This is a genomic window from Burkholderia sp. RF4-BP95 (assembly GCF_001521985.1).
GTDB classification, from domain to species: domain Bacteria; phylum Pseudomonadota; class Gammaproteobacteria; order Burkholderiales; family Burkholderiaceae; genus Burkholderia; species Burkholderia diffusa.
Window position 1 is genome coordinate 96,582 of sequence record NZ_LOSX01000011.1, and the last position, 20,616, is coordinate 117,197.

Below are 20,616 nucleotides of genomic sequence, written 5' to 3' on the forward strand. Positions count from 1 at the left end.
GTCAGTCTCCGATCTCCACCGGCACCTCGAGCCCGACCTTCACGCGGCTGCCGCAGGAGCAAGGGCGGCCGGCACGCAGCCGGCTTTACGCTTCGGCCGCCCGCTTGCCCGGCGCGTTGGCGGTGCTCGTGCGATCGAGGATCGCCAGCACTTCGCGCGCGGTGTTTTCCGAATGGCTGCGCAGCACCTGCGGCAGCTGCGTGTGGTCGGGATCGGCGAGCGCGGCCATGATGGCTTCGTGCTCGTGCAGCGATTCGGCCCAGCGCAGCGTGTCCGCGTTCGCGGCGCCGCGTGCGCGGTGCACCTTCGACATCAGCGACGCATAGATGCCCGACAGCACCGGGTTGCCCGCCGCGTCGACGATCATCTGATGAATCTGCTGGTTCAGCCGGAAATATTCGACGCGCTTGCCGGCCTCGTGGCACTCGACCATCCGCCGGTGCTTCGCCTGCAACGCGGCGAGCGTCGACGCGGCGATGCGCTTGCGCAGCAACTCTCCCGCCATCGCCTCGAGCCCGTGCAGCAGCTCGAACGTCGACACGAGATCGTCGACGTCGATCGGTGCGACGCGATAGCCGATGTACTGGCGATGCGTGACGGCGCCTTCCGCGACGAGCACCTTCAGCGCTTCGCGCAGCGGCGTCTTCGACACGTCGAACGCGAGGCTCAGTTCCTTTTCGTCGATCCGCGCGCCGGGCGGCAATTCGCCTTCGTCGATCATCACGCGCAGGCGCGCGGCGATCTCCGCGGCCATGCCGCGGGTGCGCAGAAGCAGGGGATTGCGGGGTGTCTGGCTCATGATGGGGCAAGCTTATCACGATATCGGGGCTTACCCTGCACCATCGTAGTGATCAAACAAATTCAATGAAACCAAGTGTTTACGCTAACGGTAATTATAAATTTCTAATCCTATACTCGGTTCCACGTTGCGCGACGTCCTGACCATCCTCGTTCACTCCTGGAGTCCGTCCATGTCTTCAACCTCCGGTGTCGCCGGCCTGACGGTCGGCAAATCCGCCGTCCGCTGGAAGATATTCGTCGTCATGCTGAGCCTCATCGCGATCAATTACGTCGATCGCGCGTCGCTGTCCGTCGCCATGCCTTACATCTCGCAGGAGTTCAACATCGGGCCGGCGATGGAGGGTCTGATCCTCAGCTCGTTCTTCTGGACCTATGCGGTGATGCAGATCCCGGGCGGGATGCTCGCCGACCGGTTCAAGCCGCGCATCGTGATCGCGACGGCGACCGTGTTCTGGGGCTTCTTCCAGGCCATCGCCGCGCTGTGCACGAGCGCGCCGGCGCTGCTGCTCACGCGCCTCGGCCTCGGCGCGTCCGAAGCGCCGATCTATCCGGCCGGCGGCAAGCTCAACGCGATCTGGATGACGCAGACCGAGCGCGGCCGCGGCGCCACGCTGCTCGACGGCGGCGCGCCGCTCGGCGCGGCCCTGGGCGCGGTGCTGATCGCCGGGCTCATCGCACTGCTCGGCTCGTGGCGGCTCGCGTTCGCGGTGGCCGGGGTCGGCACCGTGCTGGCCGGTTTCCTCGCGTGGTACTACATCCGCAACACGCCGCGCGAGCATCCGGGCGTCAACGATCTCGAAGCCGACTACATCGAGGCGTCGCACGCGAGCGACCTCGCGGCCGAGCCGGCCGATGCGTCGGGCCGCTCGCGCGACTTCTTCAAGTACCGCTCGGTGTGGTGCATGTTCTTCGGCTGGATGTGCTTCAACAGCGTGTTCTACGGGCTGCTCACGTGGATGCCGAACTATCTGCACAAGGTGCACGGCTTCGACATCAAGCAGATGGGCGGCTCGACCTTCATCATCTTTTTCTGCGGCTTCGTCGGCGAACTGCTCGGCGGCTGGATCGCCGACAAGTGGAAGGCCGCGGGCGGCCGGCCGAACGTCGTGATGCGCACGCTGTTCGGCATCGCGGCCGTGATCGCGACCGTGTCGATCTTTTCCGTCGCCTACGTGAAGAGCCCGGTCGTGTGCGTCGCGCTGCTGTCGTCGACGCTGTTCTTCCTGCGCTGGTGCGGGCTGTACTGGTGCATTCCGTCGTCGCTCGGCACGCGCGACAAGATCGGCTTCCTCGGCGGCTTCATGAACCTCGGCGGCAACATCGGCGGCATCACCGTGCCGATCGTCGTCGGCGCGATCGTGCAGTTCACCGGTTCCTATTTCCTTGCGCTGATGGTGTTCGCGGCGGCCGGCGTCGGCCTGCTCGCGTGCTCCAGCGCGATCGACTACGAAAACAAGCTCCCCGTCTGACCGACCCCTTTCACTGCATCGACTGCATTCACAGGTAGAGAGAAACCCATCATGAAGAAACGTACCCTGCTCGGCATGCTCACCCCGTCGTCCAACACGTCGCTCGAACCGCTGACGAGCGCGATGGTCGCCGGCCTGCCGGGCGTGTCCGCGCACTTCGCGCGCTTTCCCGTCACCGAGATCTCGCTGACGGGCCAGGCGCTCGGCCAGTTCGACGACGACAAGATCATCCAGGCCGCGATGCTGCTCGCCGACGCGAAGGTCGACGTGATCGCGTGGAACGGCACGTCGTCCGGCTGGCTCGGCTTCGAGGCGGACGAGCGGCTGTGCCAGCGCATCACCGCAGCGACCGGCATTCCGGCCACGACCTCCGTGCTCGCGCTCAACGAGATCCTGAAGAAGACTGGCGCGCACGAGTTCGGCCTCGTCACGCCGTACCTGGACGACGTGCAGACGAAGATCGTCGACAACTACCGCCGCTCGGGGCTGAACTGCATCGCCGAGCGCCACCTGAACCTGAAGGTCAATTTCTCGTTCTCCGAAGTGACGGGCGACCAGATCGGCGGGATGGTGCGCGAAGTCGCGAAGGCCGGCCCGCGCGCGATCTCGATCTTCTGCACGAACCTGAACGCCGCGCACCTGGTGCCGGCGCTCGAGGAAGAGACGGGCATTCCGATCTACGACACGATCTCGACCGTGGTGTGGAAGTCGTTGCAGCTCGCCGACTACGACACGCGGCAGGTGAAGGGCTGGGGGCGTCTCTTCAGCGACGTGATCTGAGGCGCACGCCATGTCGAACGATCTCGATTTCGTGATCCGTCACGCGGACGTCGTGACGGCGGCGGACCGGTTCTCGTGCGACATCGGCATCCGCGCGGGGCGCGTGGCCATGCTCGGCCACGGGCTCCCGCGCGCGCCGCGCGAGCTCGATGCAACCGGGATGCTGGTGATGCCGGGCGGCGTCGATGCGCACTGCCATCTCGACCAGCCGATGCCCGACGGGCTGAAGATGGCCGACGACTTCCTGTCCGGCACGCGCTCCGCGCTGTGCGGCGGCACGACCACCGTCGTGCCGTTCGCCGCGCAGGCGAAGGGGCAGTCGCTGCAGGCGGCCGTCGACGACTATCACCGGCGCGCGGAAGGGCGCGCGCTGATCGACTACGGCTTTCACCTGATCGTCGCCGATCCGACGCCGCACGTGCTGGCCGAGGAGTTGCCGCGGCTGATCGCGAACGGCTACACGTCGTTCAAGGTGTACATGACCTACGACGACCTGAAGCTGAACGACCGGCAGATGCTCGACGTGCTGTCGGTCGCGCGCGAGCACGGCGCGCTCGTGATGGTGCATGCGGAAAACTCGGACTGCATCGGCTGGTTGACCGAGCGGCTGCTCGGCGACGGCCACGTCGCGCCGCATTTCCATGCGCATGCGCGGCCGGCGGTGGTCGAGCGCGAGGCGACGCATCGCGCGATCGCGTTCGCGGAACTCGTCGACGTGCCGATCCTGATCGTGCACGTGTCGGGCGCCGAGGCGATCGAGCAGATCCGCTGGGGGCAGTCGCGCGGGTTGCCGATCCTGGCCGAAACCTGCCCGCAGTATTTGTATCTGACGGCAGCCGATCTCGGTCATCACGGGCACGACGGCTACGAAGGCGCGAAATGCGTATGCAGCCCGCCGCCGCGCGATCCGGCCAACCAGCAGGCCGTGTGGAAGGCGCTGAAGCAGGGCGTATTCTCGGTATTCTCGTCCGATCACGCGCCGTTCAACTACGACGATCCGTGCGGCAAGCATCCGGGCGGGCAGGCCGTGTCGTTCGACCATATCCCGAACGGAATCCCGGGCCTGGAGACGCGCCTGCCGCTGCTGTTCGACGGCGTGCGCAAGGGGCAGTTGTCGCTGCATCAGTTCGTCGAGCTGACGTCGCTGCGGCCCGCGAAGCTGTACGGGCTGTATCCGCGCAAGGGGACGATCGCGGTCGGCGCCGATGCGGATATCGTCGTGTGGGATCCGGACAAGCGCGTGCGGATCGCGAATGCGTCGCTGCATCATGCGGTCGACTACACGCCTTACGAGGGGATCGAGGTGACGGGCTGGCCGCGTCATTGCCTGTCGCGCGGCGAACTGCTCGTCGAGGACGGCCGGCTGCTCGCGGCGGAGCCGGGGCGCGGGCGCTTCCTGCCGGCCGGCAAGCCGTGTCTCGACTGATTTCCCGGGATTCGACGCGACAGCCCGCCCGACGTGGCGGGCGCGCGTTTCAACAGGAGCAAGGATGAGCGTTTCCCTCGCAATGCGCGGCATCGCGGCCGCCGCGATCGTCGCCGGGTCGTGCGGCGGCCCGGCGCTGGCCGCGGGCGGCGCCCCGCAGGACCTGCCGAGCGTCGTGCCCGAAGCGGCCGGCGTCGATTCGGCGCCGCTCGTGCGGATGTCCGAATGGCTGCGCCGCGACCGGATGGACGTGCGCAGCCTCGTCGTCGTGAAGGACGGCAGGATCGTGTTCGAGCGCTACGGCGACGGCCTCACGCGCGACAACAACTACGAGCTGTATTCGGTGACGAAGACGATCACCGCGCTGCTCGCCGGCATTCTCGACGGCGAGGGCAAGCTCGGCCCGTCGACGAAGGTCGCGCCGCTGATCGCGGCCGCGCGGCCCGATCTCGCGAGCGAACTCGCGGACAAGCAGGACATCGAGCTGCGGCATCTGATGTCGATGTCGAGCGGCTTGCGCTACACGACGCGCGAAGGCACCGATCCGCTGTACTACGACGCGCCCGACCGGCTGCGTGTCGCGGTGACGAGCCGGGCCGCGCAGGCGCCCGGCACGCATTTCGACTACATCGACGTGAACCCGGTGCTGGTCGGCACGGCCGTGTCGATCGCCGCGCGGGAACGCGAGGACGACTTCGCGCGCCAACGGCTGTTCGAGCCGCTCGGCTTCGCGCATTACCGCTGGAGCGGCGCCGACGGCACCGGCGCGGTGGCGGGCGGCTGGGGCCTGCGGCTGCGCGCCGTCGACATGGCGAAGATCGGCATGCTGCTGCTCGACAACGGCCGCTGGAACGGCAAGCAGATCGTGCCGGCCGGCTGGGTCCGGCAGATGACCACGCCGTCGCCGGCCGCGGCCGACTACGGCTATTACTGCTGGATCGGCCACGTCGTCGAACACGGCACGCCGGAATTCGGCGCGATGGGCTTCAAGGGGCAGTTCATCACGGTGCTGCCCGCGCAGCGCGCGGTCGTCGTGATGACGAGCCTGCTGCCGACCGACGGCGGCTTGCGCGACGCGACCTATCTGAACCTGTATCGACGGATGGTCGGCGATTACATCCTGCCGGCGCTCACGCCTGCGCAGCCGCCGGTCGAGCGCGCGGAAACCACGCAGGCGCTGCGCGACGAACTCGCGCGCAGCCGTCGGACGAAGGGTGTGCCCGGCACCGCCGCCGCGTTCAACGATGCGCCGGAGATTTGATGAGGATTGCACATGTAATTGACCATTCGCCCACGTGGCGTCGCGATGGGCGGCGTCCCGCGGCGCCTTTCATGCGACGGCTGCTCGCGCGGGTGGCGGCGCTGCTGATCGGCGGCGGCGTGCTGGCGTCGGCGCCGGTGCTGTCCGTGGCGCATGCGGACGATGCGCTGCCGCCGCTGCATGAAACCGGCATCGCGGTGGCCGCGCCCGAAGACGTCGGTGTGGATTCGCGCAAGCTCGTCGAGCTGTCGCGCTGGATTCGCGAGCAGAAGCTTGACGTGTACAGCCTGCTCGTCGTGAAGGACGGCAAGCTGATCTTCGAGCGCTACGGGGCGAACGCGTCGCGCGATTCGACCTACGAACTGTATTCGGTGACGAAGGCCGTGACGTCGCTCGTCGCGGGCATCCTGGTCGATCGCGGTGCCGTGCATCTCGACGAGCCGGTGGCCGCGCGGCTCGCCGCATGGCGCCCCGATCTCGGCGACGCGCTCGCGGACAAGCGCGGCATCGAGCTGAAGCACGTGCTGTCGATGTCGAGCGGCCTGCATTACGACTTCAGCCCGAAGGACGATCCGATCTACTACACCGCGCCGGACCGGCTGAAGCTCGCCGCGTCGGCGGCGCCGAAGGTCGCGCCCGGCACCGCGTTCGAGTACACCGACGTGAATCCGATCCTCGCGTCGGCGATGCTGAGCGCGGCGGCCGGCGAACCCGTCGAGCGCTATGCGCAGGCGCATCTGTTCGGCCCGCTCGACATGAAGCGCGCCGCATGGGAGCGCGCGGACAGCACGGGGCTCGTATCGGCCGGCTGGGGGCTGCGGCTGCGCGCGGTCGACATGGCGAAGATCGGCATGCTCGTGCTCGACGGCGGGCGCTGGCAGGGGCGTCAGGTCGTGCCGCAGGCGTGGATCGCGCAGATGACGTCGCCGCGCGTGTCGCCGCATTTCGGCTACTACTGGTGGATCAACAACATCGTCGCGAGCGAGCCCGAATTCGACGCGATGGGCTTCAAGGGGCAATTCATCACGGTGCTGCCGAAGCGCAACACGGTGATCGTGATGACCGGCGTGCTGCCGGTGGACGGCGGCCTGCGCGATGCGGAGAACGTGAAGCTGTTCCGCCGGATGGTGAACGGCTACATCCTGCCGGCACTCGATGGCGGCAGTGCGTCGGGGCAGGATTCCGGCGGCGGCGACACGCGCGCGGCGCTGCGCGACGAGCTTGAAGCGAGCGCGCGCACCGCCGGCGTGCCCGGCACGCAGGTCGATCCGACGGATCTGCCGAAGTAGCGCCGGGCGTGCGTTCGGCTTGCCGCCGCGGGCGAGCCGAACGCACGCTGCATCACGTCACGCCAGTTCGCCCAGGCATGCGTCGAACTGTGCGACGAGCGTATCGACATCGTCGGCCGTCGTTTGCGGGCACACGAGCATCATGTTGTGGAACGGCGTGATCAGCACGCCGCGGTTCAGCAGGTACAGATGCACGATGTGCTCGAGCTCGCTGTCGAGCTGTTCGCCCGCGATCGTGCCGTTGCGCGGCGGCACGGGCGTGAACTGGAACTCGGTGCGCGCGCCGATGCGCGTCACGCACCACGGCAGCCCGTGTTTCGCGATCGCCCGTTCGAGCCCGGTCGCGAGCCGCGCGGCCAGTTCGAACATGTGCGCATACGCGGCATCGGTCGCGACCTCGGCGAGCGTCGCGCGCATTGCATGCATGGCCAGCATGTTCGCGGTGAGCGTCGTGCCGATCCCGGAATGGCCGGGCGGCGCGTTCAGCTTCGCCTCTTTCGCGCGCGCCGCGAATTCGGCGCTGAACCCGTAGACCGCGCACGGTACGCCGCCCGCGATCGGCTTGCCGACCACCAGCGCGTCCGGTTCGAGACCGTGCGCGGCCGCGTAGCCGCCGGGGCCGCTGCTGATCGTGTGCGTTTCGTCGATCACGAGCAGCGTGCCGTAGCGGCGCGTCAGTTCGCGTGCGGCCTCCCAGAAGCCCGGATCGGGCAGCACCATCCCGATGTTCGTCATCGCCGGCTCGGCGAGTACGCACGCGACGTCGCCGTCCTTCAGCGCCGCTTCGAGCGCGTTTAGATCGTTGAACTCGACGACGCGCGTGTTCGCGAGCAGGTCGTAGGACTGCCCGAGCAGGCTGTCGCGCTGCACCGGGCGGCCGTCGACGAGATCGACGAACACGTCGTCGACCGTGCCGTGATAGCAGCCGTTGAACACGACGATCGTATTGCGGCCGGTGGCCGCGCGCGCCCAGCGCAGCACGAAGCGGTTCGCGTCGCTCGCGCTCAGCGCGAATTGCCAGACCGGCAGCTTGAAGCGGCGCGCGAGTTCGCGCGAGACCCACGCCGCGTCCTCGCTCGGCAGCATCGTCGTGTAGCCGCGCGTCGCCTGCTCGGCAAGTGCGCGCGCGACCGGCTCGGGCGCATGGCCGAACATCGCGCCGGTGTCGCCGAGACAGAAGTCCGCGTAGCGATGACCGTCGACGTCGGTGAAGGTCGCGCCGCGCGCTTCCTTCACGACCAGCGAGAACGGCGTCGACCAGTCCTGCATCCAGTGCAACGGCACGCCGAACAGCAAATGCTCGGACGCTTCCGCGGACAACGCGCGGGAGATCGGCATGGCTTCGGTGAATGCACGGCGCTCGCGATCGAACAGTGCGCGGGCGCGGAGGAGGTCGACTCCGTGGCGGGTCTGCAATTGAGGCTCCTGTGACGGGGTTGCATGGACGGGTGATGCTTCCGCGAGCTTGTCATATTCCATGCGCGCGGTCGATTCGGGCCTGACCGCGTATCCATCAGGCATGGAGTTTTTGCGCATAAAGATACGACAACGTATGTCTTTTTCTCTATGGCTGAGAAGTGAGTGGGCGCACACAGGCGATCGGCGCGCCGGGGCCGATCCATGCGTTCAACGTGAGCGCGATGACGCTGACGAACGTGACGATCACCGACAAGCGGTGACGGAGCGGCGTAGAGGGGCGTTCGCGTGCGGCCGGCCGGTGCGCGCGAACGCGATGGGTCATGCCAGCGTCTTGACCATGTGGTGTTCGTCGTAGAAGCGGCCGTCGACGAACAGCGACCGCGGTTCCGTGCCGAACCGGACGAACCCCTGCGACGCGTACAGCCGTTCCGCGGTGCCGTTGATCGCGTTCACGCACAGGACCAGTTGCGTGCACTGCCACGCGTGCGCTGCGTGCGCGGTCGCGCTGTCGAGCAGCGATTGCGCGATGCCGCGCCCGCGATACGCGGGGTCGACGAACACGCCCCAGATCGTCGCCTTGTGCGCGACCTTCGCGCGCGCATCGCGGCGCACGCCCGTGATGCCGACGAGCGTTGCGCCGTCGAACGCGCCGAACACGGCGCGCTCGCGGGTCGGGGTGATGCGCGTCGCGAATTCATCGATCGGGACGCCTGCTTCTTCGTCGCGAGTCGGCAGGAAGGAGGTCGGCGACGTGTCGACCGCGCGCAGGCGGACGGACTGGAATTGCGCCGCGTCGGCGGCGTCGAGCAGGCGGATCGCGATCATTGGTCGGGATTGTCGTTGGTGTGCCGGGATATCGGAATCTGCGGCGCGATGCGCGGCAGGGCATCGGCAATGCTAAGCGGAAACGCATGCGCTTGCTCGTGCGTTCGACGTGCCGCATCGGCATGCGTGAAGCAACACGGCACCGATGGGCGAAAGGGCGATGGAGGTGACGCGTGGAGAATCGATGAGCGTTCGCGATGCCTGCGGGCAATCGCGCACTCGGTGTCGAACGGATGCAAGTGGAAACGAGCCGGATGCGGACATACCGGCCGCTGCGTTCGATGCGAGCCCGACCGCGTGTGGCGCGCGACGTGCGGTGCGTGACGACGCCATGCCGTACGCGACAAACATGCCGCGCGGAGGGAGTGGGATGAAGCGAGGCGCGCCCATGCGTTGCGCCGAAGCGGCGCATGGTGTCAGACGCGCGAAATGCCGACGCGACGTGAGGCGAGACGTTCGCGATGCGCCCGATCAGCTCAGGCGCATGCGACTCACGTCAATACCGCGACAGCTGATTGCCGTTGATCTGGACGCGATCGCCCGGGCGCAGGTTGCCCGGCGACTGCACGTCGAACGAGCGCGTCGAGCCGTCGCTGACCTGCACGTCGATCCGATAGCTGCTCGGCGGTTGGGCCGCGCCCATCTGCTGGCCGATCTGGTTGCCGGCGACGGCGCCGCCGAGCGCGCCGATCACGGTGGCCGCATCGCGGCCGTGGCCGCGGCCGAACTGGTTGCCCACCAGGCCGCCGACCAGCGCACCGACGACGGTGCCGGCCACGCCCGACGCGCCGATCGAGCCGCTGACCGGCTGGATGTTCGCGACGGTGCCGTATTGCGTGCCGTAGCCGTTGCCGTACTGGCCGCCGTACTGCGGGTTGCCGTATTGGTCGTACTGCGGCGCCTGGCTCGGATACGCCGGCTGCTGCACGTAGCCGGGTTGCGAATACGCGGGCTGCGCGTAACCGGGCGTCGCGTATTGCTGCTGCGGATAGCCCGGCTGCGCGCCATAGTAGCCCGGCGCGACACAGGCGGTCAGCGGAAGCGCCGCCACGGCGACGAGCGAGGCGAACAGAACGGTCTTCGTGGAAGGCATGCGCATCATGATGTTTCCTGCATCGGCAACGTGTTCGCCGACGAATTCCGGGACGGGTGGCGAACTCGGCGTGAGTATAAGGAAAGGGCGATTGCGCGTCCGGTGCGGCCGGGTAACAACGTGTAAAGTCTGTTGCCGCGCAAATCGCGGCCGGGCGCGGCGGCGCGATACGCCCGACCGCGACCGCGCCGATGCCCGTTTATCGGCAAGGCGGGCGCCGCCCCGATGATCGCACCCCATCGCCATGCCGGGCCCGACGGGACGGCCCGTCCGCACATCGCGAAATCGAATGCGCGGCATCGCGACATTTAATTGGCCACTGGCCGCCCCGTCCGATATCGTGACCGCATTCCCTGCCGACGGTCGTGCCATGCCGGCCGCGGTGCTTTCCCCCGTCCGCGCCGGCGTCGCGCAGCAACCGCCCCACCCATTCCGAGTCATGACCGATCGCTTCTTCACCAACGCCGTCGATGCCGGCGGCCAGCCCGTCAACCTCGCCGTCCATGACGGCCGCTTCGTCGCGATCGGGGCCGATTGCACGGCCGCGCCCGGCGCGGAAACGATCGACCTCGGCGGGCGCGTCGTGCTGCCCGGCTTCGTCGACGGCCACATCCATCTCGACAAGAGCTTCGTCGGCGACCGCTGGGTGCCGCACGAACCGGTCGGCTCGCTGCGCGAGCGGCTCGCGGTCGAGAAGCGCCAGCTCGCGGCCGCGCCGCCGATCGTCGAACGCGCGAATGCGCTGATCGCGCAGGCCGCCGCGTTCGGCACGATCGCGATGCGCAGCCACGTCGACGTCGACGCGACGACGGGCCTGTCGAACCTGCAGGCCGTGATGGCCGCGCGCGAACAATGGCGCGGGATCGTCGACATCGAACTGGTCGCGTTCCCGCAGGCCGGCGTGGTGACGTGTCCGGGCACCGCCGCGATCCTCGATGCGGCCGTGCGCGATGGCGCGGACGTGGTCGGCGGGATCGACCCGACGACGCTCGACGGCGACGCGGACGGCCAGCTCGACATCGTGTTCGGCATCGCCGAGAAGCGCGGCGCGAAGATCGACATCCACCTGCACGAACCGGGCGAGACCGGCATCGCGCAATTGTTGCGGATCGCGGCGCGCACGCGCGCGGCGGGCCTCGGCGGCCGCGTGAACGTGAGCCACGCGTATGCGCTCGGCCAGGTCGATCATGGCGACGTCGAGCGTGCGGCCGCGGCACTCGCCAGCGCCGGCGTGTCGATCCTTACCAACGCGCCGGGCGACTGCGCATTTCCGCCGGTGCGGCAACTGCGCGATGCGGGCGTGCACGTGTTCGCCGGCAACGACAACATCCGCGATGCGTGGTGGCCGTACGGCAACGGCGACATGCTGCAGCGCGCGATGATGGTCGGCTACCGCTCGGGTTTCTACACCGACGAAGCGCTCGGCATCGCGCTCGACATGGCGACGCATGCCGGCGCGCGTGCGATCGGCAAGGCCGACTACGGCATCGCGGTCGGCTGCGACGCGAGCTTCATCGCGGTGCGCGCGCCGAATGCGGCGGCCGCCGTCGCCGGCGTGCCGGCCGAACGCTGGGTGTTCCGACGCGGCGAAAGCGATACCGGTGCGCCGTTCGCGCCGGCACAGCGTTTCACGCAATAACGCGATAACGACCTGACCGCGTCGCGGTGCGTGCATCGTGACGCCCTTGCACTGACCGACCACACCGGAACCGACATGACGAACCTGCTGATCCGCAACGTCCGCACGCACGCCGATGAAGCGCTCGACATCCTGATCGAAGGCGAGCGCATCGCGCGCGTCGGCCCGTCGCTCGACGCGCCCGCCGGCTGCGCGATCGAGGACGGCGCGCGTGCGCTCGCGCTGCCCGGCCTCGTCGAAGGCCACACGCACCTCGACAAGACCCACTGGGGGATGCCGTGGTATCGCAACGCGGTGGGGCCGCGCCTCGTCGACCGCATCGAGAACGAACGCAACTACCGCGCGACGAGCGGCCATGATGCCGGCGCCGCATCGCTCGCGCTGTCGCGCGCGTTCCTCGCGGCCGGCACGACGCGCATCCGCACGCACGTGGACATCGACACCGAGGCCGGGCTGCGGCATCTGCACGGCGTGCTCGCGACGCGCGAGACGCTGCGCGGCCAGGTGGAGATCCAGATCGTCGCGTTTCCGCAGTCGGGCGTGCTGAAGCGGCCCGGCACCGCCGCGCTGCTTCAGCACGCGCTCGGCGCGGGCGCCGACCTGCTCGGCGGGCTCGACCCGTGCGCGATCGAAGGCGATCCGGTCGAGGCAGTGGACGTGCTGTTCGGGATTGCCGAGCGTCACGGCCGCGGGCTCGACCTGCACCTGCACGAGCGCGGGTCGATGGGCGCGTACTCGCTCGACCTGATCCTGCAGCGCACCGCCGCGCTCGGCATGCAGGGCAAGGTCACGATCAGCCACGGCTTCTGCCTCGGCGACATCGCGGAGTGCGAGCGCGACGCGCTGCTCGCGCGGATGGCCGAACTCGGCGTCGCGATCGTCACGACCGCGCCGGCCGCGGTGCCGGTGCCGCCGGTCGCCGCGTGCCGCGCGGCCGGCGTGACCGTGATCGGCGGCAACGACGGCGTGCGCGATACGTGGACGCCGTACGGTTCGCCCGACATGCTCGAACGCGCGATGCTGATCGGCATGCGCAACGATTTCCGCCGCGACGACGCGCTCGAAGTCGCGCTCGATTGCGTGACGCACGGCGCGGCACGCGGCTGCGGCTTCGCCGACTACGGTCTGGAGGCGGGCAAGCGTGCGGACGTCGTGCTCGTCGATGCACTGACGTTCGCCGAGGCCGTCGTCGCGCGGCCGACGCGGCGGCTTGTCGTGTCGTCGGGGAAGATCGTCGCGCGCAACGGCGTGCTGGTCTGAGCCGAGCGCCGCATCGTGCCGGTATGATCGGGCCTTCTTCAGCCTGATCTCCGGGGAGACGACGATGCGATGCACGCGCACGAGGGCGGCACGCGCCGCCAGATGGATGGCGGCGGCAACGTTCGCGGCGACCGCCGCGCATGCGATGGCGGCCGGCCCCGACGACGCGCGGCAGGAAGCGAATCGCCGCACGGTGCTCGCGTTTTACGAGAAAGGCCTGAACGAGAAGGATGCGGATGCCGCGCTCGCCTATGTCGGCGACCGATACGTGCAGCACAACCCGAACGCGGCCGACGGCCGCGACGGCTTCCGCCAGTTCGTCGCGTTTCTGCGCGACAAGTATCCGCAGTCGCACAGCGAGATCAAGCGGTCGTTCGTCGACGGCGACTACGTGATCCTGCACGTGCACGCGGTGCGCGAACCCGGCACGCGCGGTAGCGCGATCATGGATATCTTCCGGCTCGAGCACGGCAAGATCGTCGAGCATTGGGACGTGAACCAGCCGGTGCCGGAGCAGGCGGCAAACGGGAACACGATGTTCTGACGCGCGCGCATTTCCCGGTTACGCGGTTGCTCGGCTGATGCCGACCCGCATCGCCGCGCTCAATCCTCTTCGTGCTCCAGCATCGCCGCGAGCGCCTTCGTCAGTTCGCTGACCATCGGATCGGCCGTCGGCCGATGCAGGATCGCGATGTCCATGTTCTCGATCGGCGCGAAGCCGCCGTGTTCCTCGGTCAGCACCACGTGGTCGTCGGTCACCACGCGCGCCGGCAGCACGCTGATGCCGAGGCCGTCCGCGACGGCCGCCTGGATGCCGCTCAGGCTCGACGTCGTGAAGCTGATCCGCCAGCGGCGGCCGCGTTCCTCGATTGCCTTGATCATGTCGTCGCGATAGAGCCCGCGCGGCGGAAACACGACGATCGGCACCGGATCGAGCTCGATCGTCGGATGTTGCGCGCTGTCGATCCAGCGCAGCTTCTCCGGCCAGCGCGCCACCGCCTCGCGGCTGTCGCGCCGCTGCTTGATCAGCACGAGATCGAGCTCGCCGCGATCGTAGGCCGCGCAGATGTCGCGGCTCAGCCCGCACATCACCTCGAGCTTCACCTGCGGATGATCGCGCTTGAACGCGGCGAGCGCATGGGTCGTGCGGCCCGCCGCGAAATCGTCGGGCACGCCGAGCCGGATCGTCAGCGCGACGGTCGCGCCCGACAGCGCCTCCAGCATCTCGTCGTTGAGTGCGATCATGCGCCGCGCGTAGCTGAGCACCGTCACGCCGGCGTCGGTCGGCCGCACGTCGCGCGTGCCGCGGTCGAGCAGGCGATGCCCCGCGATTTCCTCCAGCCGCCGCACCTTCTGGCTGACCGTCGACTGCGTCGAATGCAGGCGCGCGGACGCGGTCGTGAAGCTGCCGCAGTCGGCGACCATCACGAGCGCGCGCAACAGGTCGAGGTCGAACAAAGGTCTATTCATATCCGCACTTTTTCGGCTTGCAACATTTCATTTTCAAATACGCGCGACGATTTTTAACATGGGCCGAGCCCGTGGGCAATCGCGGTTTCGCCGGACCCGGCGCCCGGTGACCGGCTGCGCGGCGCGGCTGATTGCGGTGCACGGGCGGCAATGATGTGGAAGCGGTGCGGGCGGGTATGAACGCCGATCACATGAGTCGCTTCGACCGTGGCATCGATGCGGTATAGGTCGGAATCGCGGCCAAGGTAACTCCCGAAGGGCGACGGTCTGATTTGCCGGCGATTTCTGATCGTCCCGGCTTGTGGATATCCGATCAGATATGCTCTCTGCTGGCTGCGCGTGGCACCGGGTAAACGCCTGAACACCCACAAACTCCCGGCAAGTTTCTATATTTGGTGGGTTAGATCGCTCTTTCTGCGCGATTTCCCCGCGTAATTCCCGCCCGTCCACTCCGCCTCCATTTCTTCGGCTTGCACTCGAAAATCGAGCGGTCTAGACTGCATCGCAGTTTCATCGAAGTCCCAGTCTTTCGCGTACCGCGCCGGGCCTGCCGGCACGACGCTCCCCAACGGACGCCCGGCGCTCGCCCGCCGCGTCGAGACCACAAGGACACACCATGAACCGCACTGCAAAGCTCGTCGTTTCCGCGCTGGCGTTCGCGCCGCTCGTCTCGGTCGCGCAGGACACGGCGACGATCCGCTGGGGCATCGATCCCACCTATCCGCCGTTCGAGGCGAAACAGCCCGACGGTTCGCTCGCCGGCTTCGACATCGACCTGCGCAACGCGATCTGCGAGCAGTTGCGCGCGAAATGCGTGTGGGTCGAGCAGGGCTTCGACGGGATGATTCCGGCGCTGCGCGCGCGCAAGTTCGACGTGATCATGTCCGCGATGACGGCCACCGACGAGCGGCTCAAGCAGATCGACTTCTCGAACAAGCTGTACGCGTCGCCGGGTGCGCTCGTCGCGCCGGCCGGCTCGAAGCTGCTGCCGACCGCCGCGTCGCTTGCCGGCAAGCGCGTCGGGATCGACCAGGGCACGACGCAGGAGGCGTACGCGAAGGCCGAATGGGCGACCAAGGGCGTGACGATCGTGTCGTACCAGAATCAGGACCAGGTGTATCAGGATCTGGTGAACGGCCGTCTCGACGCGACCTTCCAGGACAAGACGCAGGCCGGCTATTCGTTCCTGAAGACACCGCGCGGCAAGGGCTACGCGTTCGCGGGCCCCGACGTGACCGACGTGCGCATCACCGGCTACGGCGTCGCGATGGGCGTGCGCAAGGGCGACGCCGAGATGAAGAAGCGGCTCAACGACGCGATCGCCGCGATCCGCGCGAACGGCACGTACCAGAAGATCGCCGCGAAATATTTCGACTTCGACATCTACGGCGCGAAGCAGCAGCTGACCGCCGCACCGTGACCCCGTGACGCATTCAATCGACAGGCAAGCCATGACGAGTATCCAGGACCGCGTCGCGACAGCCGTGACGCCCGAACTGATCGCCGCCTTCCGTGACGAAGGCGCGGTCTGCATCAAGGGCATCTTCTCGCCCGACGAAGTGGCCGCGCTGCGTGCCGGCATCGACGCGAACCTCGCGCAGCCCAGCGAGCGCGCGAAGGTCGCGAGCCGGCCCGACGACCCGGGCTGGTTCTTCGAGGACTTCTGCAACTGGCAGCACAACGACGCGTACCGCGACTTCATCGTGCGCTCGCCCGCGCCGTCGGTGGCCGCCGCGCTGATGGGCACGCGGACGGTGCGGCTGCATCACGATCATCTTCTGGTGAAGGAGCCCGGCACGCGGCAGCGCACGCCGTGGCATCAGGACCAGCCGTACTACAACATCGAAGGCGACGACAACGTCAGCATGTGGATTCCGGTCGATCCGGTGCCGCTCGAATCGACGCTGGAGTTCGTCGCGGGTTCGCACCGGGGGCCGTGGCTGATGCCGCGCACGTTCATGGACAAGGAGGCGAAGTGGTTTCCGGAAGGCAGCCTCGCCGACCTGCCCGACATCGAGGCCGACCGTTCGGCGTTCCCGATCCGCCACTGGGCGCTCGAGCCGGGCGACATGGTGTGCTTCCGGATGCTGACGCTGCACGCGTCGGGCGGGACGCAGAACCGCCGGCGCGCGTTTTCGATCCGCTTCGTCGGCGACGACATCCGTCACGCGCCGCGCCGCTGGAAGACGTCGCCCGATTTCCCGGGGCTCGCGGACGAACTGCCGGACGGCGCGCCGCTCGAGCATCCGCTGTTTCCGGTCGTGTGGTCGCACGGCGCGGGGCAGGTCGGGGCGATCCGGGCGTAAGCGGCGGATCGCGACGACATCAGGTGACATCACGCGCGCGGCGTCCGCTTCGCGATGAAGCGGACGCCGCGCGTGGTCGTTTTCGAGCGTCGCGGGAGGTTCAGGTCTGGTGCCGCCCGGCGCCCGGCTTGAAGCGCGAGCCGAGCCGATAGCGGTTGCCGGGATGCAGGAAGTGTACGAACGTGACGGGCAGTCCGTTCGTCCAGGTGCGGCGCGTGAGCGTGAGGCACGGCTCGTCGGCGCGCATGTCGAGCAGCCGCGCCTGTTCGCCGGTCGGCAGCGACGCGTCGACCACGTGCTCGATCTCCAGTTCGTAGTGCGACACGTTGTTGAACAGGTATTCGGACGGCGGCTCGACCTGGAAATCCTGGTCGATGAATTCGGGCGCGGCGGCCGGGTTCACGTAGCGATCCTCCAACTGGATCGGGCGGCCGTTTTCCTCGTGCACGCACACCACGTGAAAGACCGGCGTGTTGACCGCCAGCCCGAACGCGGCCGCGACGTCGAACGACGCAGGCTCGCGCGACTGGCTGAGCACGCGGCAGCGATATTCGTGGCCGCGCGTGCGGATCTCGTCGCGGATGTGCGCAATCATCAGCAGGTTCGACTGCGGCTTCACCTCGGCGACGAAGGTGCCGACGCCCGCGATGCGTTTCAGCACGCCTTCCTCGGTCAGCTCGCGCAGCGCGCGGTTGACCGTCATGCGCGCGACGCCGAATTGCGCGGCAAGATCGAGTTCGGACGGAATGCGGTCCCCCGGGCGCCAGTCGCCCGCGTCGACATTCTGGCGGACGAGCGTCTTGATCTGCTGGAACGGAGCGGTGGTCTTCGTGACCATCGGGGGATCCTCGGGGGAAGGCAACCGCGAAATTCTATCCCGGATCAGGTTGCGGGCAATTCGCGAACGTCGGCCGTCGGCACCGAACCGAATGCGTCGCTCAGTGCATAGCCGATCAATTGCCGCGCGGCCGCCTCGGGCGTCGACAGCGCGCCGCTCGACTTCAACTGGTCGAATTTCTCGCGCATCGGGAAGTTCGCTTCGCTGGTCGAGCGGATCGTCGCCTGCATGCCCGTGTCGACGACGCCCGGCGCGACGCTGCAGATCCGCAGCGCGCGGTTCGCGTCGAGCGCGACGGCGCGCGCGTGATGATCGAGCGCCGCCTTGGTCGCGCAGTAGACGCTCCAGCCCGCATACGCGTTGCGCGCGGCGCCGCTCGACACGTGCAGGATCCGGCATTCGGTCGGCGCCGCCGCCTGCACGAGCGCGGCCGACAGCATCAGCGGCGCCGCGACGTTCACGCCGACCGCGCGCGCGACGAGCGCCGGGTCCTGCGCGTCGAGCGAGCCGATCGGATCGACGACGCCCGCGTTGTTGAAGAGCAGCACGATCGACGCGCCGTCGACGAAGCGGCGCAGCGTGTCGCCGGCGAGCCAGGCCGCGACGGCCGACGTGTCCGACAGGTCGAGCTCGATGTCGGCGAAACGGTCGCCGGCCCGCGCGGCGAGCGACGGATGACGGCTGCGCGACACGCCGAGCACGGCGATGCCTTCCTGCAGCAGTTGTTCGGCAAGCGACGCGCCGAGGCCGCGCGTGTGTCCGGTGACGATGGCGCGCACGTGCGGCGCTGAGATGGATGTGGTCATGGTGGTGAATGAGTGAACGGATGAAGCGTGTTGACGCGTGGCGCGCATGCGCCGCGGCACGGCGTGCGGGACGGGCGATGCGCGGTGCTGGCGTGGCGTGCGAAGTCGGCCGCGTGCGGCGCGGCATGTCCAAAAGTGAACGCGTATCGTAGCGCCGGCCCGCGCGACGCGCAAACGCGGGGCGACGCCGCGCGCGGGCGCGGTGCGTGAATTCGCGACGTCCAACGCATGCACCGCCGCGCGGCCGATACGTTGGACGAAATCGGACTGCGGCAAGTCCGCACGCCATGGCGGCGCGTGGCGCCGGGCCCCACGTCGCGAGCTATCATATGGCTCGCCCGTTCGCGACGCCGGACGGGGCGCGACCGTTTCCTTTCACTTGCTGCACGCTGCGACGCATCCATGAACACCACGCCGGACATGCCCACGCCACGCGCCTTGCGCGAACTTACGCCCCTCGAGGCCCGCATTCTCGGGGTGCTCGTCGAGAAGCAGCACACCGTGCCCGACACCTATCCGCTCTCGCTGAATGCGCTGACCTCGGGCTGCAACCAGAAGACCGCGCGCTCGCCGGTGATGAACGTCAGCGAGGACGAGGTCACGACCGCGCTCGACGGGCTCAAGCACCTGAGCCTCGTGATGGAAGGAAGCAGCAGCCGCGTGCCGCGTTTCGAGCACAACATGAACCGTGTGCTCGGAATTCCGAGCCAGGCGATCGCGCTGCTGACGATCCTGCTGCTGCGCGGCCCGCAGACGGCCGCCGAACTGCGCCTGAACAGCGCACGCCTGCACGGCTTCGCCGACATCTCGTCGGTCGAGGCGTTTCTCGACGAACTCGCGGCGCGTGCGCAGCCGCTCGTCGTCCGGTTGCCGCGCGCGCCCGGTGCACGCGAGAATCGCTGGATGCACCTGATGTGCGGCGAAGTGAACGTCGCCGACTTCGCCGGTTCGGACACGGGCGGCGGCGCGGATTCCGTTCCGCCGTCCGAGTTCGAGGCGCTGAAGGCCGAACAGAAGCGGCTTGCGGATGAAGTGGCGCGGCTGAACGCGCTCGTTCAGCGCATGGCGACCGAACTCGGGATCGACGTCGACACCCCCGGCGACGCCGGCTGACCGCCCGCCGAGCCAACTCGACACCGGCGCGGATCCAGGCGCGCCGGCTGACGAACGCACCTCCCGACACCGCTCGAACCTGCGCTACCAGCGGCACCCCGTCTTCTCGGACGCATCGACGTCCTGCGCCCACGCGAAATCGGTCTTCTTGCCGGTGCGCGCATTGGTGTACGTCATCGAATAGACGATCGCACCCTGGCTCATCATTTCGTATTCGCCGTTGATCTTGCCGTCGACCATTTCCCACCACGTCGTCGTGAACTGGTACGGGCGGCCTTCCGCGAGTGCTTCCTGATCCACGTGCTTGAGCAGCAGCGGAATCGCCGGCTTCGATTTCGCGTAGCGGACGACGCCCCCTTGCCACTTCGCCACGTCGTCGTAATACGTGCGCAATTCGAAGCGCACGGGTTTGTCGCCGGTCGTCCTGAAGCACAGCACCTCGGTGCTGACCTCGGCCGACGCAGGCAATGCGATGCACAGCAGCAACGCGGCAAGTGTCTTTTTCATGTATGTGTGTGAGTCGTGGATGGCTCGTGCCGAACGTCGGGCCCCATCGGCGGCGGACAGTCGTGATCGTACGATACCTAAGTTATACGCGACACTCGGTCGTACGGCCGGAGCGTCTCGCGGAGAGCGATCGTCGCGACGGGGTTTAGGCGTTTACCTTCAAACAACGGGAAATCCGCATCGATTCCGTTCTCGCTGTGCTTCAATTCATCCGGTTTGCAGTCCTACTAAATGACATAACGAAAACAGAAGGGACCCTTCACTCAAAGGAGACAGCCGATGGCCAGGAACCCGTCTTGACGCCGCAATCCGGA

General features: G+C 68.0%; 19 protein-coding genes. 11 read left to right on the forward strand and 8 right to left on the reverse strand.

The window, feature by feature from the left end; translation table 11 throughout:
* Positions 1 to 85: 85 nt before the first annotated feature.
* Positions 86 to 799 carry a GntR family transcriptional regulator gene (locus WS46_RS03030; protein WP_059689246.1) on the reverse strand — a complete coding sequence of 238 codons (714 nt, stop codon included), beginning with the start codon at positions 797 to 799 and terminating at the stop codon, positions 86 to 88.
* A gap of 172 nt (positions 800 to 971) precedes the next feature.
* Here WS46_RS03030 and WS46_RS03035 point away from each other — a divergent pair, with 172 nt between their 5' ends.
* The 5 genes from WS46_RS03035 to WS46_RS03055 all read left to right on the forward strand — a co-directional run bounded on the left by WS46_RS03035 (position 972) and on the right by WS46_RS03055 (position 7,026).
* A complete protein-coding gene (locus WS46_RS03035; protein WP_059689247.1) occupies positions 972 to 2,270 on the forward strand; it encodes an MFS transporter in 1,299 nt (432 codons plus the stop codon).
* 51 nt (positions 2,271 to 2,321) lie between these two features.
* Complete coding sequence (locus WS46_RS03040; RefSeq protein ID WP_059689248.1) at positions 2,322 to 3,050, forward strand: aspartate/glutamate racemase family protein; 729 nt, start codon at positions 2,322 to 2,324, stop codon at positions 3,048 to 3,050.
* 10 nt (positions 3,051 to 3,060) lie between these two features.
* Positions 3,061 to 4,476, forward strand: coding sequence for a dihydropyrimidinase (gene hydA / locus WS46_RS03045; protein ID WP_059689249.1), 1,416 nt, complete (start codon positions 3,061 to 3,063; stop codon positions 4,474 to 4,476).
* 64 nt (positions 4,477 to 4,540) lie between these two features.
* Positions 4,541 to 5,737, forward strand: coding sequence for a serine hydrolase (locus tag WS46_RS03050; protein ID WP_059689250.1), 1,197 nt, complete (start codon positions 4,541 to 4,543; stop codon positions 5,735 to 5,737).
* A gap of 71 nt (positions 5,738 to 5,808) precedes the next feature.
* A complete protein-coding gene (locus WS46_RS03055) occupies positions 5,809 to 7,026 on the forward strand; it encodes a serine hydrolase (RefSeq protein WP_059689251.1) in 1,218 nt (405 codons plus the stop codon).
* 57 nt (positions 7,027 to 7,083) lie between these two features.
* Here the strand turns inward: WS46_RS03055 and WS46_RS03060 are convergent, their stop codons facing one another.
* The 3 genes from WS46_RS03060 to WS46_RS03070 all read right to left on the reverse strand — a co-directional run bounded on the left by WS46_RS03060 (position 7,084) and on the right by WS46_RS03070 (position 10,372).
* On the reverse strand, positions 7,084 to 8,442 hold the full coding sequence (locus WS46_RS03060; protein ID WP_059689252.1) for an aspartate aminotransferase family protein: 1,359 nt from the start codon (positions 8,440 to 8,442) through the stop codon (positions 7,084 to 7,086).
* Positions 8,443 to 8,763: 321 nt separating this feature from the next.
* On the reverse strand, positions 8,764 to 9,270 hold the full coding sequence (locus WS46_RS03065; protein WP_059689253.1) for a GNAT family N-acetyltransferase: 507 nt from the start codon (positions 9,268 to 9,270) through the stop codon (positions 8,764 to 8,766).
* Between the two features lie 496 nt (positions 9,271 to 9,766).
* Complete coding sequence (locus WS46_RS03070) at positions 9,767 to 10,372, reverse strand: glycine zipper 2TM domain-containing protein (protein ID WP_059528908.1); 606 nt, start codon at positions 10,370 to 10,372, stop codon at positions 9,767 to 9,769.
* A 430-nt stretch (positions 10,373 to 10,802) separates the two neighbouring features.
* Between WS46_RS03070 and WS46_RS03075 the strand changes: the two genes are divergently transcribed.
* The 3 genes from WS46_RS03075 (at position 10,803) to WS46_RS03085 (ending at position 13,806) form a co-directional block, all read left to right on the forward strand.
* A complete protein-coding gene (locus tag WS46_RS03075) occupies positions 10,803 to 12,002 on the forward strand; it encodes an amidohydrolase family protein (protein WP_059689254.1) in 1,200 nt (399 codons plus the stop codon).
* A gap of 75 nt (positions 12,003 to 12,077) precedes the next feature.
* Positions 12,078 to 13,262, forward strand: coding sequence for an amidohydrolase family protein (locus WS46_RS03080; RefSeq protein ID WP_059689255.1), 1,185 nt, complete (start codon positions 12,078 to 12,080; stop codon positions 13,260 to 13,262).
* Between the two features lie 106 nt (positions 13,263 to 13,368).
* Positions 13,369 to 13,806, forward strand: a complete 438-nt coding sequence (locus WS46_RS03085; RefSeq protein ID WP_257129914.1) for a nuclear transport factor 2 family protein — start codon at positions 13,369 to 13,371, stop codon at positions 13,804 to 13,806.
* 59 nt (positions 13,807 to 13,865) lie between these two features.
* Here the strand turns inward: WS46_RS03085 and WS46_RS03090 are convergent, their stop codons facing one another.
* On the reverse strand, positions 13,866 to 14,732 hold the full coding sequence (locus WS46_RS03090; protein WP_059689257.1) for a LysR family transcriptional regulator: 867 nt from the start codon (positions 14,730 to 14,732) through the stop codon (positions 13,866 to 13,868).
* Positions 14,733 to 15,348: 616 nt separating this feature from the next.
* On the opposite strand from WS46_RS03090, the gene WS46_RS03095 reads away from it, so the two are divergent.
* Positions 15,349 to 16,152: an ABC transporter substrate-binding protein gene (locus WS46_RS03095; protein ID WP_059528891.1), complete on the forward strand. Its 804-nt coding sequence runs from the start codon at positions 15,349 to 15,351 to the stop codon at positions 16,150 to 16,152.
* A 31-nt stretch (positions 16,153 to 16,183) separates the two neighbouring features.
* Entirely contained in the window at positions 16,184 to 17,038 is an 855-nt protein-coding gene (locus WS46_RS03100; RefSeq protein WP_059689258.1) for a phytanoyl-CoA dioxygenase family protein, read from the forward strand.
* Positions 17,039 to 17,138: 100 nt separating this feature from the next.
* Here the strand turns inward: WS46_RS03100 and hutC are convergent, their stop codons facing one another.
* Together hutC and WS46_RS03110 are read right to left on the reverse strand one after the other, a co-directional pair.
* On the reverse strand, positions 17,139 to 17,876 hold the full coding sequence (gene hutC / locus WS46_RS03105; protein ID WP_059689259.1) for a histidine utilization repressor: 738 nt from the start codon (positions 17,874 to 17,876) through the stop codon (positions 17,139 to 17,141).
* Between the two features lie 44 nt (positions 17,877 to 17,920).
* Positions 17,921 to 18,682 carry an SDR family oxidoreductase gene (locus WS46_RS03110; RefSeq protein WP_059689260.1) on the reverse strand — a complete coding sequence of 254 codons (762 nt, stop codon included), beginning with the start codon at positions 18,680 to 18,682 and terminating at the stop codon, positions 17,921 to 17,923.
* Between the two features lie 402 nt (positions 18,683 to 19,084).
* On the opposite strand from WS46_RS03110, the gene WS46_RS03120 reads away from it, so the two are divergent.
* Entirely contained in the window at positions 19,085 to 19,795 is a 711-nt protein-coding gene (locus WS46_RS03120; RefSeq protein ID WP_059689262.1) for a YceH family protein, read from the forward strand.
* An 84-nt stretch (positions 19,796 to 19,879) separates the two neighbouring features.
* Here the strand turns inward: WS46_RS03120 and WS46_RS03125 are convergent, their stop codons facing one another.
* Positions 19,880 to 20,302: a hypothetical protein gene (locus tag WS46_RS03125; protein WP_059689263.1), complete on the reverse strand. Its 423-nt coding sequence runs from the start codon at positions 20,300 to 20,302 to the stop codon at positions 19,880 to 19,882.
* Positions 20,303 to 20,616: the final 314 nt, after the last annotated feature.